The sequence below is a fragment of the Christiangramia aquimixticola genome, from assembly GCF_048285835.1.
GTDB lineage: Bacteria > Bacteroidota > Bacteroidia > Flavobacteriales > Flavobacteriaceae > Christiangramia > Christiangramia aquimixticola.
Window position 1 is genome coordinate 358474 of record NZ_JBLVTL010000001.1, and the last position, 17028, is coordinate 375501.

18 protein-coding genes are annotated in these 17028 nt (G+C 37.5%); 9 read left to right on the forward strand and 9 right to left on the reverse strand.

Annotated features, from left to right (window positions below):
- Position 1: 1 nt before the first annotated feature.
- Entirely contained in the window at positions 2-1027 is a 1026-nt protein-coding gene (locus tag ACNKXV_RS01550; protein ID WP_417905934.1) for a glutaminyl-peptide cyclotransferase, read from the forward strand.
- Positions 1027-1431: an acyl-CoA thioesterase gene (locus ACNKXV_RS01555; RefSeq protein ID WP_417905935.1), complete on the forward strand. Its 405-nt coding sequence runs from the start codon at positions 1027-1029 to the stop codon at positions 1429-1431. Before ACNKXV_RS01550 ends, ACNKXV_RS01555 begins: the two co-directional genes overlap by 1 nt.
- Positions 1432-1484: 53 nt before the next feature.
- Here ACNKXV_RS01555 and glyA read toward each other — a convergent pair whose 3' ends face one another.
- Entirely contained in the window at positions 1485-2759 is a 1275-nt protein-coding gene (gene glyA, locus ACNKXV_RS01560; protein ID WP_417905936.1) for a serine hydroxymethyltransferase, read from the reverse strand.
- A 109-nt stretch (positions 2760-2868) separates the two neighbouring features.
- On the opposite strand from glyA, the gene fahA reads away from it, so the two are divergent.
- Both fahA and ACNKXV_RS01570 read left to right on the forward strand, forming a co-directional pair.
- Positions 2869-4158, forward strand: a complete 1290-nt coding sequence (gene fahA, locus ACNKXV_RS01565; RefSeq protein WP_417905937.1) for a fumarylacetoacetase — start codon at positions 2869-2871, stop codon at positions 4156-4158.
- Between the two features lie 167 nt (positions 4159-4325).
- The gene (locus tag ACNKXV_RS01570; protein WP_417905938.1) at positions 4326-4847 is read left to right on the forward strand and encodes a GNAT family N-acetyltransferase; all 522 of its coding nucleotides are present in this window, start codon (positions 4326-4328) and stop codon (positions 4845-4847) included.
- A 150-nt stretch (positions 4848-4997) separates the two neighbouring features.
- Here ACNKXV_RS01570 and ytxJ read toward each other — a convergent pair whose 3' ends face one another.
- Entirely contained in the window at positions 4998-5396 is a 399-nt protein-coding gene (ytxJ, locus tag ACNKXV_RS01575) for a bacillithiol system redox-active protein YtxJ (RefSeq protein WP_417905939.1), read from the reverse strand.
- Between the two features lie 178 nt (positions 5397-5574).
- Here ytxJ and clpB point away from each other — a divergent pair, with 178 nt between their 5' ends.
- Positions 5575-8181 carry an ATP-dependent chaperone ClpB gene (clpB, locus tag ACNKXV_RS01580; protein ID WP_417905940.1) on the forward strand — a complete coding sequence of 869 codons (2607 nt, stop codon included), beginning with the start codon at positions 5575-5577 and terminating at the stop codon, positions 8179-8181.
- 95 nt (positions 8182-8276) lie between these two features.
- Here the strand turns inward: clpB and ACNKXV_RS01585 are convergent, their stop codons facing one another.
- The 3 genes from ACNKXV_RS01585 to ACNKXV_RS01595 all read right to left on the reverse strand — a co-directional run bounded on the left by ACNKXV_RS01585 (position 8277) and on the right by ACNKXV_RS01595 (position 9723).
- The gene (locus ACNKXV_RS01585) at positions 8277-8795 is read right to left on the reverse strand and encodes a PRC-barrel domain-containing protein (protein WP_417905941.1); all 519 of its coding nucleotides are present in this window, start codon (positions 8793-8795) and stop codon (positions 8277-8279) included.
- Between the two features lie 8 nt (positions 8796-8803).
- On the reverse strand, positions 8804-9424 hold the full coding sequence (locus tag ACNKXV_RS01590; protein ID WP_417905942.1) for a hypothetical protein: 621 nt from the start codon (positions 9422-9424) through the stop codon (positions 8804-8806).
- A 113-nt stretch (positions 9425-9537) separates the two neighbouring features.
- Positions 9538-9723 (reverse strand): CsbD family protein, encoded by a 186-nt coding sequence (locus ACNKXV_RS01595; protein WP_417905943.1) that lies wholly within the window; start codon positions 9721-9723, stop codon positions 9538-9540.
- 115 nt (positions 9724-9838) lie between these two features.
- Here ACNKXV_RS01595 and ACNKXV_RS01600 point away from each other — a divergent pair, with 115 nt between their 5' ends.
- Both ACNKXV_RS01600 and ACNKXV_RS01605 read left to right on the forward strand, forming a co-directional pair.
- The gene (locus ACNKXV_RS01600; RefSeq protein ID WP_417905944.1) at positions 9839-10936 is read left to right on the forward strand and encodes an esterase-like activity of phytase family protein; all 1098 of its coding nucleotides are present in this window, start codon (positions 9839-9841) and stop codon (positions 10934-10936) included.
- 34 nt (positions 10937-10970) lie between these two features.
- Positions 10971-11492, forward strand: a complete 522-nt coding sequence (locus ACNKXV_RS01605; RefSeq protein ID WP_417905945.1) for a SixA phosphatase family protein — start codon at positions 10971-10973, stop codon at positions 11490-11492.
- Here the strand turns inward: ACNKXV_RS01605 and ACNKXV_RS01610 are convergent.
- On the reverse strand, positions 11489-12241 hold the full coding sequence (locus tag ACNKXV_RS01610) for a DUF6503 family protein (RefSeq protein ID WP_417905946.1): 753 nt from the start codon (positions 12239-12241) through the stop codon (positions 11489-11491). The two genes, ACNKXV_RS01605 and ACNKXV_RS01610, sit on opposite strands and share 4 nt — an antisense overlap.
- 112 nt (positions 12242-12353) lie before the next feature.
- Here ACNKXV_RS01610 and smpB point away from each other — a divergent pair, with 112 nt between their 5' ends.
- Positions 12354-12809, forward strand: coding sequence for an SsrA-binding protein SmpB (smpB, locus tag ACNKXV_RS01615; RefSeq protein ID WP_417905947.1), 456 nt, complete (start codon positions 12354-12356; stop codon positions 12807-12809).
- Between the two features lie 36 nt (positions 12810-12845).
- Positions 12846-15311 (forward strand): DUF5686 and carboxypeptidase regulatory-like domain-containing protein, encoded by a 2466-nt coding sequence (locus tag ACNKXV_RS01620; protein WP_417905948.1) that lies wholly within the window; start codon positions 12846-12848, stop codon positions 15309-15311.
- 58 nt (positions 15312-15369) lie between these two features.
- Here the strand turns inward: ACNKXV_RS01620 and ACNKXV_RS01625 are convergent, their stop codons facing one another.
- The 3 genes from ACNKXV_RS01625 to ruvX form a co-directional block, all read right to left on the reverse strand.
- On the reverse strand, positions 15370-15792 hold the full coding sequence (locus tag ACNKXV_RS01625) for a DUF5606 family protein (protein WP_417905949.1): 423 nt from the start codon (positions 15790-15792) through the stop codon (positions 15370-15372).
- Positions 15793-15849: 57 nt separating this feature from the next.
- Positions 15850-16440, reverse strand: a complete 591-nt coding sequence (gene def / locus ACNKXV_RS01630; protein ID WP_417905950.1) for a peptide deformylase — start codon at positions 16438-16440, stop codon at positions 15850-15852.
- Positions 16441-16544: 104 nt separating this feature from the next.
- On the reverse strand, positions 16545-16952 hold the full coding sequence (gene ruvX / locus ACNKXV_RS01635; RefSeq protein WP_417905951.1) for a Holliday junction resolvase RuvX: 408 nt from the start codon (positions 16950-16952) through the stop codon (positions 16545-16547).
- Positions 16953-17028 lie beyond the last annotated feature (76 nt).

Consider the following 17028-nt stretch of genomic DNA (forward strand, 5'->3'; position numbering starts at 1 on the left):
TTTGATTATTTCCTGCGGAAGTAAAAATGGCGATAAAAAATCTGATTTTTCTTTAAATATTTCGGGAAATAAGACCGAATTCAAACAGAATGACACCTTAAAAGTTGAAGTAATAAATAAAGAAAGCAAGGCCATTGATTCCATCCGTTTCTTTTTGGGAGATACCTATCTAAAAAGCCAGCAAAAAGCGGAACCTATTAATTTCGATTTTTCAAAAGTGCTACTGGGTAATCAGGTTTTTAAAGCTATTGTTTACACTCTTGAAACAACAGATACTTTACAAAAGAGTCTGAAGATAATGAACCAAAATGCCCCAAAGGTTTATACCTATGAAATAATAAACACTTATCCTCATAATACGGAATCCTATACTCAGGGGCTGGAATTTTATAACGATACTCTTTATGAAAGTACCGGTCAATACGGAAGATCCAAACTTATCAAAGTGGATCTCGAAACCGGTAAAGCATTAAATGAAATAAAATTAGATAATGAATATTTTGCGGAAGGAATCACCATTTTAAATGACAAGATTTACCAGCTTACCTGGCAAGAGGATGAAGGTTTTATTTACAACCTGAATACCTTTGAGAAATTGGGCAGTTTCGCCTATAATCAAAGTAAAGAAGGCTGGGGTTTATGCAATAATGGAAATAAGATCTTTAAAAGTGACGGAACTGAAAAGATCTGGATCCTGGATCCGGTAACCCTTGCAGAAAAATCTTATATACAGCCAACCACAAACACTTCTATTAAATCCAAATTCAACGAACTGGAATGGGTTGACGGGATGATCTATGCAAATACCTATCAATTTCCAAGTGTTGCCATGATCAATCCAGAAACAGGAGGAATTGAAGGTATTATAAATTTTAAAGGATTAACAGACCAGCTAGGTAATAAAGATGACCTTGACCCTCAAAACGATGTTCTAAACGGGATCGCATATAATCCGATAACTAAAAAACTATACGTCACGGGGAAAAAATGGGATACCCTTTTCGAGGTTAAAATATTAGAAAGGTAATGGAAAGTAATCCGGAAATTTACGAGAAGCACATTAGTGTTGAAAAGGATCATCTGGACGATCAAAATCACGTAAACAATGTACAATATGTGCAATGGATACAGGACGTTGCTCAGGAACACTGGGAAAAACGTGCCTCCAGTGAGCAGAAATCAAAAATGATCTGGGTAGTTGTAAAGCACGAGATTGATTATAAGAAAGAAGCTTTTATGGGTGATCCCATTTCCCTTCAAACTTATGTTGGTGAAACCACGCATGTTACTTCAGTGAGACATGTGATCATCAAAAATTCTGAAACAGGGAAAGTTCTAGTAGAAGCAAAAACAACCTGGTGTTTGTTGGATTCAGAAACAAAACGCCCCATAAAGATATCTGAAGATCTTAAAAGTGTATTTGAGCAGTAAAACAAAAAAAAGCCATTCTGTCGAATGGCTTTTTCTTTTAAATATTATCGGGATTATGCTTTAAATAAAGGAAGCCCTTTCATCATTGCATTCACTTCTTTCTTCACCGCCTCAAGTTCAGCATCATTCTCAATATTTGAGATTACTCTGTCTATAAGGTCAACGATTTTAGACATATCTTTTTCTTCAAGTCCTCTGGTGGTCACTGCCGGAGTTCCAATTCTAATTCCTGAAGTTACAAATGGAGATTTATCATCAAAAGGAACCATATTCTTATTAACGGTTATATCTGCCTTTCCTAAAGCCTCTTCAGCTTCTTTCCCACTTACGTTTTTATTTCGAAGGTCGATAAGCATCATGTGATTATCGGTTCCGCCGGAAATAACTCCATAGCCTTTATCTACAAATGCCTTGGCTAAAACCTTAGCATTCTTTTTAACCTGTACCATATAATGAAGGAACTCATCTGTAAGCGCCTCCCCGAATGCCACAGCTTTTGCCGCGATAATATGCTCCAAAGGTCCTCCCTGGTTCCCCGGGAAAATTCCGGAATTCAGAAGAGTGGACATCTTTTTAAGATTTCCGTTCTTTAATTTTTCTCCAAATGGATTGTCAAAATCCTTACCCATTATAATGATCCCTCCACGTGGTCCGCGCAGGGTCTTGTGAGTTGTAGAAGTTACTATATGGCAATAAGGAACCGGATCCCCAATTAAGCCCTTGGCAATAAGACCGGCAGGATGGGCCATATCTGCTACCAGGATTGCCCCTACACTATCTGCAATTTCACGGAATCTTTTATAGTCGATCTCACGGGAATAAGCCGATGCTCCGGCGATGATCATTTTTGGTTTTTCTCTTTCAGCTATCTCAGCTACTGCTTCATAATCTATAAGTCCCGTTTCTTTATCTACTCCATAAAAAACAGGGTTATATAATTTTCCTGAAAAATTCACTGGAGAACCATGTGTTAAGTGCCCTCCATGAGACAGGTCAAAACCTAAAAATTTATCTCCCGGCTCCATACATGTATGAAAAACGGCAGTATTTGCCTGTGAACCTGAATGAGGTTGCACATTGGCATATTCAGCATTGAATAATTCTTTTAGACGGTCTATCGCAAGTTGTTCCACCTGATCTACTACCTCACAGCCTCCATAATATCTTTTGCCTGGGTATCCTTCAGCATATTTATTTGTAAGTACAGATCCTGCGGCTTCAAGAACAGAATCACTAACAAAATTTTCACTTGCAATAAGTTCCAAACCATTTAACTGGCGCTCTTTTTCTTTAGCTATTAAATCAAATACCTGGGTGTCTCGTTGCATTACAATTGTTTACGTTAAATATTCGGTAAAAGTAACAAATACATTCGGTTAATTACAGGAAAATAATATATTTGAGTCAACTAGATTTTAACAAAAAACCAACATTTTTATGCCAATTACCGCTAATGATCCAAAAAGAAAAACCTGGCTGGATATCCCTGGCGACACCGATTTCCCTATTCAAAATATTCCCTTTGGAGTATTTTTAACTCGTGACGATGTTATTACCATTGGCACAAGGATTGGCGATTATGCGATAGACCTTGGGGCACTGCACCAATTAGGTTATTTTGAAGGGATCCCGTTGACAGACGATATATTTTTACAGGATACTTTAAACGATTTTATTTCTGATGGCAAGAAAACCTGGCGACTGGTTAGAAACCGGATAGCCGATATTTTTGATGCCAATAATCCAAAACTAAAAGACAACCAGGATCACAGAAATACTGTGCTCTTTACTTTGGATGAGATAGAAATGCAAATGCCTGTTCAGGTTGGTGATTATACAGATTTCTATTCTTCAAAAGAACATGCTACCAATATTGGAACTATGTTCAGAGATCCGGATAATGCATTGTTACCAAACTGGCTGCATATTCCGGTTGGATATCATGGACGTAGCTCCTCGATCATCCCTTCAGGAATTCCTGTTCACCGTCCTCAGGGACAAACCAAACCTGCAGATTCTGATACTCCGGTATTCGGGCCTTCTCAAAGGGTGGATTTCGAACTGGAAATGGCTTTTATTACAACCGATGCCAATCATCTTGGGGAACCAATTCCTGTGGATGAAGCTGAAGATTATATTTTTGGGATGGTACTTTTCAATGACTGGAGTGCACGAGACATTCAAAAATGGGAATATGTGCCCCTGGGCCCATTCCTTGCTAAGAATTTCGCATCTTCTATTTCGCCATGGATTGTGACCATGGACGCATTGGAACCATTTAGAACGGCCAGCCCTAAACCTGAAAAAGAACTGCTTCCTTATTTGAAATATTCGGGAGATAAGAGTTTTGATATTAACCTGGAAGTTTTCCTTCAGCCTGAAGGCGGAGAAGAAACATCACTTTCTAAATCAAACTTCAAATATCTTTACTGGAATATGAGTCAACAGCTGGCGCACCACACTGTAAATGGATGTCCGGTGAATTCGGGAGACATGATGGCTTCCGGTACAATTTCAGGATCTTCTGAAGATTCTTTCGGATCCATGCTGGAACTAACCTGGAGCGGAACAAAGCCAATTAAATTAAAAGACGGCTCTGAACGTAAGTTCGTTGAAGATAATGATACGGTGATCATGAGAGGATATTGCCAGAATGGCGATTCCCGAATTGGTTTTGGGGAAGTGAAAAGTAAATTGCTTCCGGTATATCAGCCGAAGAAAAAATAAGCGATATAAAACCCATAAAAAAAGCCTCTTCAGAAATGACGAGGCTTTTTTTTTATTTTATTATATAACTTAAGGATTACACGAGAGCAGAAATTTTATAACAATTATACTGTTCCTATATCCCTAAGTTAGCTGCAACCAATAACGAAAATTTTAGTAAGAAGAAAATGGAAAATATTAGGATTGAAAAAGTGAATTTTGAAGAGATCGATGAATTACAAAAAATTGGTAAGGAAACTTTTGCAGATACATTTGGTTCTGAGAACGAGCCAACTTATATGAAAGAATATTTAGAAAAAAGCTTTTCCAAAGAGAAACTAAAAACTGAGCTTTTAGATAAAAATTCAGAAGTTTTTTTCGCTAAAAATGATAATGACATAGTTGGATATTTGAAAGTCAATTTTGGTCAATCTCAAACAGAATTAAAAGATGAAAATGCGTTAGAAATTGAACGGATTTATGTGATTAAAGAATATTTAGGCAAAAAGATTGGTCAAATATTATATGACAAGGCGATTAATATAGCGAATGAGAAAAATATTGAATATATATGGTTGGGGGTTTGGGAAAAAAATCCTAGAGCAATTCGATTTTATGAAAAGAATGGATTTATAAAGTTTGATGAGCATATTTTTGATTTGGGCGGAGATAAACAGACAGATATTTTAATGAAAAAGAAATTGAATTAAAATATGTGCTCTTTGGCAGCAGCTAACATCGGTTAAGCGCAAATAGCGGGCATTCGTATTAAAAGTGCTATTTTAGACACCAAGTAAAAAACAACTAAGCCGACAAGAACGCGCCCCTACTCCACGCTACTTGCCTTAACCAAGACCGTTCTAGATAAGCTCCTTTAGCTTTTCGGCTGAAATTCCCTGGTGAGAAGAATGATGCACCACTTCTCTGTTTTTCAAAACAATTAGTTGCGGACTTTCATGTCTCACCTTATAACGTTGAGCAATTTCATTCGAGATATCTCTGTAACTAATTAGATCCAGAAAGAAAAGAGCTACCGGCTCATTTTCATCAAGATCATATTCAGATTCAAAAGTCCTTAAAACCATTCGGCTAATCCCACATCGTGTAGAATGCTTCAGAATAGCCACGGTTTTTTCTTCAGATATTTTTTCTAATTCATCTAATTGCTCCATAGAATTAAGATCTATCCAGGGAGTAGATTTTTTGCTTTCTTCGCCTTCTTTTTTCTCTGAACTGAATATTTTGTCAAATAATCCCATAATTATCTTTTCCCCAAAAGTATATCTAACTAACTTTAAATAAATAAAGAAAAACCTAAAATTTCGGCTCTCTTCCCTAAAACTGCCGTTTTGTCGTTTTAAAACCTATTTTAAATGTCAATTTGACATTTATTTGAAATGGTACATCTATTGACAATAGCTTTAGAAAAATACGAAGATGAATTTTAATAATTACACCATAAAATCACAAGAGGCTATCCAGCAGGCACAACAGCTTGCTCAGGAGATGGGCCATCAGCAAATTGAGAACGAACATCTTTTTAAGGCCATTTCCATGGTTGATGAGAATGTGACGCCATTCCTGCTGAAAAAACTGAATATTAATGTAAACCTGTTTACCCAGATCCTTGATAAAAGTCTGGAGAATTTTCCGAAGGTAAGCGGTGGCGATATCATGCTTTCGCGGGAAGCTGGGAAAACTGTAAACGAGGCTTCAACCATTGCCAAAAAGATGGAAGACGAGTATGTTTCCATCGAGCATCTTATTCTTGCAATTTTTAAGTCTTCAAGTAAAGTGGCTCAGATCTTAAAAGATCAGGGAGCTACTGAAAAAGGTTTAAAGGCTGCCATTGCTGAATTGCGCCAGGGCGACAAGGTTACTTCCCAAAGTGCAGAAGAAACCTATAATTCTCTTGACAAATATGCCCGTAACCTGAATAAACTGGCGGAGGATGGAAAATTAGATCCTGTAATTGGCCGGGATGAAGAGATTAGAAGAATTCTTCAAATCCTTTCCCGAAGAACAAAAAACAACCCTATGCTTGTTGGGGAACCCGGAACCGGGAAAACCGCCATTGCAGAAGGTCTGGCTCATAGGATCGTGGATGGAGACGTTCCTGAAAACTTAAAGGACAAGCGAATTTATTCCCTGGACATGGGAGCTTTGATCGCCGGGGCGAAATACAAAGGTGAATTCGAGGAAAGACTAAAAGCGGTAATTAAAGAAGTTACTTCAAGCGATGGAAATATCGTTCTGTTTATCGACGAAATTCATACACTGGTTGGTGCCGGAGGTGGGCAAGGCGCGATGGATGCCGCCAATATCCTGAAACCCGCACTTGCTCGTGGTGAATTACGCGCCATAGGAGCAACCACCCTGGACGAATATCAAAAGTATTTTGAAAAGGATAAAGCTCTGGAACGTCGATTCCAGAAAGTGATCGTAGAAGAACCGGATACTGAAAGTGCGATCTCTATCTTAAGAGGAATCAAGGAAAAATATGAAACCCACCATAAAGTTAGAATAAAGGATGAAGCTATTATCGCCGCGGTAGAATTATCACAGCGATATATCACGAATAGGTTTTTGCCGGATAAGGCAATTGACCTTATGGATGAGGCTGCTTCTAAGCTTAGGATGGAAATAAACTCCAAGCCAGAAGAACTGGATGTGCTCGATCGCAAGATCATGCAACTGGAGATCGAGATCGAGGCGATCAAGAGGGAAAAAGATGAGACCAAACTTAAATCCTTAAGAGCAGATCTTGCCAACCTTAAGGAAGATCGCAATGACCTGCATGCCCGCTGGATGAGCGAAAAAGAAATTGTTGACAATATACAGAGCGCGAAATCTGAAATCGAAGAATATAAACTTGAAGCAGAAAGAGCAGAGCGCGAAGGCGATTATGGTAAAGTTGCCGAACTACGTTATGGAAAAATAAAAGAAACTCAGGAAAAACTGGAGAAACTACAGGAAAAGGTTGCCCAGAATCAAAACGAAAAATCTTTAATTCAGGAAGAAGTAACCAACGAGGATATTGCAGAAGTCGTTGCTAAATGGACTGGTATTCCGGTCACTAAAATGTTGCAGAGTGAAAGAGAGAAATTACTGCATTTGGAAGATGATCTGCATAAAAGAGTGGTTGGTCAAAATGAAGCAATAATTGCGGTAAGTGACGCTGTTCGAAGAAGCCGGGCAGGTTTACAGGACCAGAACAGACCCATAGGTTCATTCCTTTTCCTGGGAACAACGGGAGTAGGAAAAACAGAACTTGCTAAAGCTCTGGCCGAATATTTATTTGATGATGAGTCCGCAATGACCCGAATTGACATGAGTGAATATCAGGAAAGGCATTCAGTAAGCAGACTGGTAGGAGCACCTCCTGGATACGTTGGATATGATGAAGGTGGACAATTGACTGAGGCGGTTAGAAGAAAACCTTATTCGGTAGTACTTCTGGATGAGATAGAAAAAGCGCATCCAGATACTTTTAATATCCTGTTGCAGGTATTAGACGAAGGAAGGCTAACCGACAATAAAGGAAGACTTGCCGATTTTAAGAATACCATTATTATCATGACGTCCAACATGGGGAGTCAAATAATTCAGGATAAGTTTGAAGCGATCAAAGATGTGGACACTGCTCTGGAAGCGGCTAAACTGGATGTTCTGGGATTATTAAAACAAAGTGTTCGCCCTGAGTTTATTAACAGGATCGATGATATTGTTATGTTTAGCCCGCTTACGCAAAAGGATATTACCAAGATCGTTGGTTTACAGTTGAAGGGAGTCAAAAAAATGCTGGCTCAGCAGAATATTGTTCTTGATGCCACAGAGGAAGCCATTAACTTCCTTGCTGAAAGAGGCTTTGACCCGCAATTTGGAGCAAGACCGGTTAAAAGAGTAGTTCAAAGAGAAGTTTTAAATAAGCTATCGAAAGAAATTCTTTCCGGAAAGATCCACACAGATAGTATAATTCTACTTGATGAATTTAACGAAGAACTGGTCTTTAGAAACCAGGCAGAGTTAACTGAAAACAAATAAGATCAAAAAATAAGGGCTAATTAGTCAGTTATCTTACTGATTAATTAGCCCTTTTAACTGATCATTCAAACAGATCAGTTCCTAACTACATTCTATTAAGAAGTCCTGAAGTTTTTTGTATCATATTCCTTTCTATCATAAAGTGAATCATCTTCAGGATAAGTCATATTTTCATCCCTGTTATAGGATTCCAATACCACAACCTCATAATTTCTTTCCACCAGTGCCCCTCTTTCCTTTCGTTTGGTTTCCGCGAAAGTTTGATGGGTGATTTCATTGGTTAGAACTCTTTTGTTATCTGCATCCAGATTTACCAGCCCAATAGGAATAATGATATGGTTTTCACCATCTTTATTTAAAAATTCATGAACTCCCTTACTTGCTGAACCTGAATAAGGTTTGTGGTTCGCTTCGATTATGGATGAATCTACCTCAACATCAAGGTACACAACTTTCTCAGTGCTCTTATTTACCAGAAGGTTGTCCACCTTACCAACTTTTCTTCGGTCTTTGTCAATGACCTCCCAACCTCTTACATCAGGATCGTCGCTCTTGACCTTATAATCTGATAGTTCATCTAAATAATATAAATTCTTATTTTTCTGATCTTTCATAACGTTTTTTATTTCATTGAATTTAATAGTGATGAAACCTTCGTAAAAAAGGTTTTAACTTCTTCTTTCTGATTCAAGGTTTCCTGCTTTCCTTCGATTTTTGCAAATGCCTTATCCACATCTGAATAAGCTCCGCTTAGATCAGGAAATTTTTCATTCTGTATCGTTTTTAATGCCTTAAGAATATGCTGCCCGGCATCTTTGATACTATTGGCATGAGTGACCTTCATAGGATCTTTCTTGATCGCCTGGGCTTCACTTCTTGCATTTTCCAGATCGGCATCAATGTTTACCCCATTATTATCTGCGACAGCCTTCACCGCCGCAATAAGTTTTAAAAGAGCTCCATTGGTATATTTATGGTCAAGCCCCATATCAGGATTTTTGATATAAGCATCAAACTCCTGGACTGCAGTGGTATCAACGGCATTATTTTCCATATCACTACTTTCATCGGTGATATTTTCGTTCTCAACGACTTGTTCTGTAGTAACATTTTCCATGTCATCTACTTCATCTACATCATCGGCTGCCCAAACAAAGAAGTATAACAAGGCTGCAAGTATTAATAAAGCCACTAAAATCCATGGCCATTTAGATTTTTTCTTTTCAATTTCAATTTCTGCCATAATGGTTGATTTAGTTTTTAAACAATTTTAAATTAAGATTATACCTTTTCAGGTTTTCTGAAAAGCAAAAAGACTGAGGTTGCTCAGTCTTTCATTCTAATTTCCTTAAATAACTACCAGTTATCAATTTCTTTTTTAAGTTCTTCTTTAGATCTACCGGTCTTTTCTTGCATACGACCAAGCATTTCATCAAATTTACCTTCTGAATAAGTTACGTCATCATCGGTAAGTTTTCCATACTTCTGTTTAAACTCACCACGTATCCTTTTCCATTTTCCTTCAAACTGATCATCATTCATATGTATTCATTTTATGGTTATACTGTAAAGGTATTTAATCATAACGCCGGCCTGTGCTAAAATAGTCCCATAATTGTCTTAAACATTTGTTATTTTAGAGCCTTAAAATTGCCCCATGAAAAACTCCCTATTCTTCTGTCTTGTCCTGTTATGCCTAACCGGATGTGGGGTTACCCGGACCTTAAAAAATGACAATGTTCAGTTAAAATTCCTGGATGATTTTGTCCTTCCCGCTGATCTTAATTTCGAAAATACCCGTGTAGGTGGGCTATCTGGGATAGATTATAAGAATGGAACATATTATCTCGTAAGTGACCAGGCTTCAGATCCCAGAATTTACAAAGCCAATATCCAAATTGAGGACAGTAAAATTGAAAAGATTGAAATCAATGAGCTTATAAAAGTTACGGGAAAGGAGAACTTTTCAGACAAATATTTTGATCTGGAAGCGATAAGGTATGATGAGTTAAGGGACGAATATCTTATTGCGAGCGAGGGAATGATAGACTCTTCCCGCGATCCGGGCATCTTCCGGTTAAATAGTCTGGGAGAGGTAATTACAGAATTCAACCTTCCGGATTATTTTAAGGCAAAGGGTCAACAGAAACCAAGAAATAACGGAGTCTTTGAAGGACTTTCTGAAAGTTTTGACCAGCAGGGATATTGGGTAGCCACAGAATTACCTCTTGAAATGGATAGTTCCAAACCTAAGGTCTACCCAAGCAAATCTCATGTACGCATCACCAAATTTGATAAGAATACCGGCGAACCGGTAAGGCAATTCATTTATCAACTGGATGGGATCGCCAAGCTCCCCATAAATTATTTTGCAGTGAACGGGATTACAGAAATCCTGGAATACGCCCCAGATAAATTTTTAATTCTCGAGCGAGCATATTCAGCCGGATATGGATCTCATGGCAACACGGTGAAGATCTTTGAGGCAGATGCGACTGAAGCCAGCAATACCCTTGAGATGAAAAACCTGCGAAAATCGAAGTATAAAAAGTCCACAAAAAATCTTTTATTCAATTTTAAAAAGGTAGAAAAACAGCTTTCAGATAAAATTATTGATAATATTGAAGGAATGACGCTGGGCCCGGTTCTTGAAAATGGAAAGCGATCTTTAATACTGGTTTCAGATAATAATTTCAATAGCTTCGCCAAACAGATCAATCAGTTCATCTTAATGGAGATAAACTTTCAGAATTAAAACCTAACACGGAATAATTAAAACATCCTATAGTATGGCCAATATCATCAGCATCATTTTTACTTTTTTCTTTTTCGGTATCAATCCTTCTGAAGAATCAATTCTAACAGAGCAGCAAGAGATCACTACCTATTACTTTATTAGACACGCTGAAAAGGATCGTTCCAACAAAGAAGATAAAGATCCTTCCTTGACTGAAGAAGGTCTGGCCAGAGCGACCAAATGGGCTGAAGTATTAAAGGATGTAGAATTAGACGCGGTTTACAGCACTGATTATAACCGAACCATGCAAACTGCTTTTCCCTGTGCAGAGAAGAATAAATTATCTATTTTAAAATATGACCCCAGCAATGCGTATACTGAAGATTTTCAAAATGCCACCCGAGGGAAGACTGTCTTAATCGTGGGCCATAGCAACACGACTCCAACATTCGTAAATAAGATCCTTGGAAAGGAAAAATATGCAGATCTGGACGATTCTGAAAATGGTGCTTTATTTATAGTTCAAATTTTACCCGGAGGTATTAAAACCAGTCAGGTTCTCTATTTCAATTAATTTTCCGGCTTCAGTTTAACCTTTATATTCTTAGTTTCTATTAAGGATAGAAGATCAAGATCCCTTTCTTCATATAAACTATCAAGCTTGGAAAGGGATACTGCTGCATCTTTATATTTGTAATTCTCATAATCCACGAAACTGATTCCTTCGATTACGCGGTGGTTAAAAGCTTTTCTAAACCTTACACCCCCATCATTAACCACAAAATTATAAGCCAGGTAATCTACTTCGAAATTTTGGGTGTCAATCCAGTACATGTATTCGTCTTCATGGTCTGTCCCTCCACCATCAGCTGAAAAAGTTACTTTCACCTCATAATATTCCCTGCCGGCAATACTATCTTTCCCCAGCAATTCCTTTTTAGCTGCCGGAGCATTTAAACCATAAGGTAAGTGGACAAAATAATGTACCGAGTTAATTGAATTTCCAATAGGCGCGATCAAAGAATCTTCCACTTTCACAAGACTGTCATTCACATGCCTTACCAAACCATCGTTATCCAGCCTATCATAAATCTTATTTCCCAGGGAGTCTTTCATAGTCCTTTCGTAGCTGAACTTACCGCCGTCTCGCTTACTCTTATAGGATTTGTTTCTGAATGTAAAATCGATTTCAGCATTTTCATACCGCTCCCCTCCTGCTCTTTCAATCGCTTTATCAACAATTTGATGCGCTGTAAGCTCCTTAGTTGCATTTTCGCAACCAATAAATAATATGGCAATAAGTATAATGTGATAAAATTTCATAATCCAGATTTGATTGGCACAAAAATAAAAAACTTTAATTAGCGTCACCCTTGACTGAATTTTAAAATTGCTTTAGTATGAAATTTGCTTAAAGCTTGTATTTTTGTGCTATATGAAGAATTCGATCAATATTAAAAACCGCAAAGCAAAATTCAATTATGAATTTCTGGACAAGTATACGGCCGGTATCAAACTTGCCGGGACAGAGATAAAAGCCATCCGCGAAGGAAAGGCCAATATCGCTGAAAGTTTTTGCGAATTTAATAATCACGAACTCTTTGTGATCAATATGCACGTGGAGGAATATTCACATGCCACCCACTTTAACCACAACCCTAAAAGTGAACGGAAGTTACTCCTTCAAAAAAGAGAATTGAAAAAGCTTGAAAAAGAAGTTACCAATTCAGGTTTAACCATCATCCCTTTACGTTTATTTATTAATGACCGTGGTTTGGCTAAACTGGAAATTTCTCTGGCCAAGGGTAAAAAGTTATACGATAAAAGGGAAACTATAAAGGATCGCGAAAGCAAGCGTCGTCTGGATCGCATCCAGAAGGAGTACAAATAGATTTCTCCTTTCATTTTTTCATTTTAAAATAGGTCTATGCTAAAATATTTAATGGCAATATGCCTGTTTTTAAGCTTTCTCACTGTTCAAGCTCAGGTGACCGGTCACGTTACAAATGATGATGGGAATCCCCTTCCATTTGTTAATATTTATACTGAAGCAGGTTCCAACGGTACCACAACCAATAACGAAGGTTATTATGAATTAAAAGTTCCCAGGCCCGGGAATTACACCTTGGTTTTTCAATATTTAGGCTACAAAACTTTAAAAAAACCTGTTAGCGTACATAGCTCTCCCGTAAATCTGGATATCGTTTTAAAACAGGAAAGCACAGGTTTGGATGAAATTGTATTGGAAAACAATGCAGATCCTGCCATAAGAGTTATTCAAAACGCAATTCAACACAGGAAGATTAATGCAGAAAAACTTGAAAGTTTTACTGCCAGTTTCTATTCCCGCGGACTTTGGCGAATAAAAAATGCTCCTGAAAAATTTCTGGGTCAGGAAATTGGAGATCTTGGCGGAGGGCTTGATTCCACAAGAAGTGGAATAGTTTATTTAAGTGAAACCATCTCCAATATAGCCTTGCAAAAACCGGACGATTTTAAAGAACATATCATAGCTTCTAAAGTGAGTGGAAATGATAATGGTTTTAGTCTGAATTCAGCTCAGGAAGCCTATTTCTCTTTTTATGAAAATACTGTAGAAGTTAACAGCGAACTGGTCTCTCCCATAGCCGACTATGCTTTTAATTATTACCGCTATAAACTGGAAGGTACTTTCTATGATGATCGTGGCAACCTTATCAATAAAATTAAAGTTACTCCCAAAAGAGAAGAAGACAGGATTTTTTCCGGTTACATCTATATCGTGGAAGACCTTTGGCAGATCTACGGAATTGAACTTACCGCAACCGGAAAAGCCATTCAGGTTCCGCCTATCGAGAAACTTCTGTTTAAACAGAATTACCGTTTTTTTGAGGAACCCGGCAGGTATGTTCAAATCTCACAAAGTGTGGATTTCAGTTTTAAGATGTTTGGTTTTGGTGGGGATGGAAGATTTACTGCTGTTTACAGCGACTATAATTTTCAGCCTGAATTTAACAAAAGGAGCTTCGGAAAAGAGATCCTTAGTTTTTCAGAAAAAGCGAATAAAAAAGATTCAGTTTTTTGGAATGAAGTTAGACCAGTGCCGCTTACAGGGGAAGAATTGGGAGACTATATCAAAAAAGATCAGATCCAGGAACACCGGAATTCCAGAAAATATAAAGATTCTATTGATGCCGTTCAAAATAAGTTTGAAGTAAGCGATATACTATTTGGCTACACCTATCAAAACAGCTGGAAAAACCAGAGATTTAGTCTTAGTGCACCCTTAAGAGGGATTGATTTTAATACTGTGCAGGGTTGGAATTCAAGTCTTGAACTGTCCTATCTCAAACGAACAGGAGAAAATCAGGAAAATTACTGGAGTTTATCCTCCATGGTAAATTATGGTTTTGAAGAAGACAGGTTACGGGTTAGCGCTGAATTTGAAAAAAAATTCAACAATTTTGATAAAGACTTTTTAAGAATTTCGGGAGGTACAAAAATTGCTCAGCTAAATACAAATTCTCCACTTTCTCCCTTTTTAAACAGCATTACCACCGTCCTTTTTGAACGGAATTACATGAAACTTTTTGATAAGAGTTTCGTGACAGCTGGTTATGGAAAGGATATAATCCCGGGCATACGGGTTTACGGGGAATTGGGATGGGAAAACCGGAAACCATTGATCAATAATACAGACCATGTTTTTATTGATTATGATGACAGAATTTACAGTTCTAATAATCCATTGCAGCCTCAGGTCTGGGGAAGCAAAGCTTTTGAAGAACATTCACTTGTAAAGTCTAATTTTACTGTAGATATAAGTTTTGATCAGAAATACTTAAGCTATCCCGATGGGCGGTACAATGTTTATGAAAATAAATATCCCAAACTAAGACTCGGCTGGGAAAAGGGATTTGGAAGTAGTGATCCAAAATACAATTACGACCAATTTAAAGCCCAGATTCGGCAGAATTTGAAACTGGGTAATAAAGGAGAATTTAATTATACCCTTAGAGGAGGTTTATTTTCCAATGCCGAAGAGATAAGTTTAATAGACTACCAGCATTTTAATGCCAATCAAATTCAAATTGCTTTTGGCAGTTATGTTGGCTCCTTCAATTTAATGCCTTATTACGAATTCAGCACTAATCAGAATTATGCCGAATTTCATGCAGAGCATGATTTTCAAGGCTGGGTGCTTGGAAAATTACCCTTGATTAATAAACTAAATTATAATCTCATTTTAGGAGCTCATCGGTTAACCACCTTTGAGAGAAATCCATATTCTGAATACTCCATTGGAGTAGATAATCTTGGTTTCGGGAAATTCAGATTCCTGCGACTTGATTATGTAATTTCCACCTATAATGGTAAAAAAGACGGGGCGTTTGTATTTGGCCTAAAATTCTAAAATAAGAAAGGCCGGAATCAGATTCCGGCCTTTGTATATACTTCAAAAGAAGAAATTTCTATTCCTCTTCGTCTGATTTTTCTGCTTTAGCTTCTTTGGAAAAATCTGTCATTCCATGGTCAATCAAGATATTATACCACTGGATAATCTTTTTCATATCGCTGGCATAAACTCTGTCTTCATCATAATCTGGCAGGATCTCAGAGAAGAAAGATTCCAATTCATTCTTGGAAGCTTTATGGCTTATGGTTTGTTTACCGTCTTCTTTTTCCTTTATTTTTTCAAACACTTCACCTAAAGGAATCTCCTCAGTATACGTGTAGATGGCTATCTCGCTTAGGATACTAACGTTATGACGCATATTTACAGCGATCTTTTTACCGTCAAGTAAAGATTTGGCAACAAATCCACCTCTGGTTTGCGCTGTAAGTTCATATAGACCGGGTTTTCCCGAAATAGCAAGAATTTTATCTAATCCCATATCATTTTTTTATTTAGGTTGGCAAATATCATTTCCCAGAATTAATTTTCAAAGCCTTTAGCGGGCTTTTTTCGCATTGGGAAATCTCATCTTATATTCCACATTGATTTTTCCTTTGGAAATATTAGCGAGTTTGCTCTTTATTAGTCTCTTTTTCAGGCTGGAAAGCTTATCTGTAAACAATATTCCTTCAATATGATCATATTCATGCTGAATTACTCTTGCCGCAAGACCGGAATATTTTTCTGTATGCTTATTGAACTCCTCATCAAAATATTCAATGGTGATCTCCGGTTTTCTAAAAACATCCTCCCGAACATCCGGAATACTTAAACATCCTTCGCTAAAAGCCCATTCTTCACCTTCTTCCTCGATAATCTGCGGATTGATAAAAACTTTTCTCAGATCTTTTAATTTTTCCTGTTCAGCCTCGTCAAGTTCTTCATCTTCTGCAAAAGGAGCCGGATCGATCATAAACATTCTTATGGGTAGTCCCACCTGCGGAGCCGCCAGTCCAACTCCATAGGCATTATACATGGTATCCCACATATTATTGATAAGCTCTTCAAGCTTTGGATAATCCTTATCGATATCTTTTGCTTTTTTCTTTAAAACGGGATCTCCGTAAGCTACAATTGGTAATATCATTCTTTAATGTTTTCAGCTGTTGGCATTTTGGCAACGAGCTTCATTATTCTTTATTTTAAGGTTCCTGTTTGGTGAATTTAAAACTCACCGAAAATTTTATAGGCTTATTTATATAGCCAGGATTGCAAAATGATGGTTGCACTAATTTCATCCACCAAAGCTTTATTCCTTCGCTTCTTTTTTCCCAGACCACTATCGATCATAGTTTGAAAAGCCATTTTGCTGGTAAATCTTTCATCTACCCGCTCCAAAGGCATTTCCGGAAATTTTTCCGCAAACTTTTTCAGGAATTCCTGTATATGCACTTCACTCTCAGACGGCGTATCATCCATTTGCTTCGGTTCTCCGACCAAAACCCGTTCCACATTCTCTTTTTGAAAATAATCTTCCAGAAATTTAATTAAAGATGGTGTTTCTACGGTGGTAAGACCGGAAGCGATAAGTTTTAATTCATCGGTAACCGCTATTCCTGTTCGCCTGGTTCCGTAATCCAGTGCTAAAATTCGGGCCATTTATAAATTTTATGCAAAGGTAAGGTTTATATTGGTTTGTCCATAAATATTGAGTTGTAGCTATTATATTTGAAAA

Coding starts and splice junctions, on each gene's coding strand:
- ACNKXV_RS01610 (WP_417905946.1), bottom strand. CDS start 12,241: ATGAAATTTTATCACATTATACTTATTGCCATATTATTTATTGGTTGC.
- ACNKXV_RS01620 (WP_417905948.1), top strand. CDS start 12,846: ATGCTAAAATATTTAATGGCAATATGCCTGTTTTTAAGCTTTCTCACT.
- ACNKXV_RS01600 (WP_417905944.1), top strand. CDS start 9,839: ATGAAAAACTCCCTATTCTTCTGTCTTGTCCTGTTATGCCTAACCGGA.
- ACNKXV_RS01570 (WP_417905938.1), top strand. CDS start 4,326: ATGGAAAATATTAGGATTGAAAAAGTGAATTTTGAAGAGATCGATGAA.
- ACNKXV_RS01595 (WP_417905943.1), bottom strand. CDS start 9,723: ATGAATGATGATCAGTTTGAAGGAAAATGGAAAAGGATACGTGGTGAG.
- ytxJ (WP_417905939.1), bottom strand. CDS start 5,396: ATGGGATTATTTGACAAAATATTCAGTTCAGAGAAAAAAGAAGGCGAA.
- ACNKXV_RS01555 (WP_417905935.1), top strand. CDS start 1,027: ATGGAAAGTAATCCGGAAATTTACGAGAAGCACATTAGTGTTGAAAAG.
- ACNKXV_RS01625 (WP_417905949.1), bottom strand. CDS start 15,792: ATGGGATTAGATAAAATTCTTGCTATTTCGGGAAAACCCGGTCTATAT.
- ACNKXV_RS01605 (WP_417905945.1), top strand. CDS start 10,971: ATGGCCAATATCATCAGCATCATTTTTACTTTTTTCTTTTTCGGTATC.
- clpB (WP_417905940.1), top strand. CDS start 5,575: ATGAATTTTAATAATTACACCATAAAATCACAAGAGGCTATCCAGCAG.
- smpB (WP_417905947.1), top strand. CDS start 12,354: ATGAAGAATTCGATCAATATTAAAAACCGCAAAGCAAAATTCAATTAT.
- glyA (WP_417905936.1), bottom strand. CDS start 2,759: ATGCAACGAGACACCCAGGTATTTGATTTAATAGCTAAAGAAAAAGAG.
- ACNKXV_RS01590 (WP_417905942.1), bottom strand. CDS start 9,424: ATGGCAGAAATTGAAATTGAAAAGAAAAAATCTAAATGGCCATGGATT.
- ACNKXV_RS01585 (WP_417905941.1), bottom strand. CDS start 8,795: ATGAAAGATCAGAAAAATAAGAATTTATATTATTTAGATGAACTATCA.
- ruvX (WP_417905951.1), bottom strand. CDS start 16,952: ATGGCCCGAATTTTAGCACTGGATTACGGAACCAGGCGAACAGGAATA.
- fahA (WP_417905937.1), top strand. CDS start 2,869: ATGCCAATTACCGCTAATGATCCAAAAAGAAAAACCTGGCTGGATATC.
- def (WP_417905950.1), bottom strand. CDS start 16,440: ATGATATTACCAATTGTAGCTTACGGAGATCCCGTTTTAAAGAAAAAA.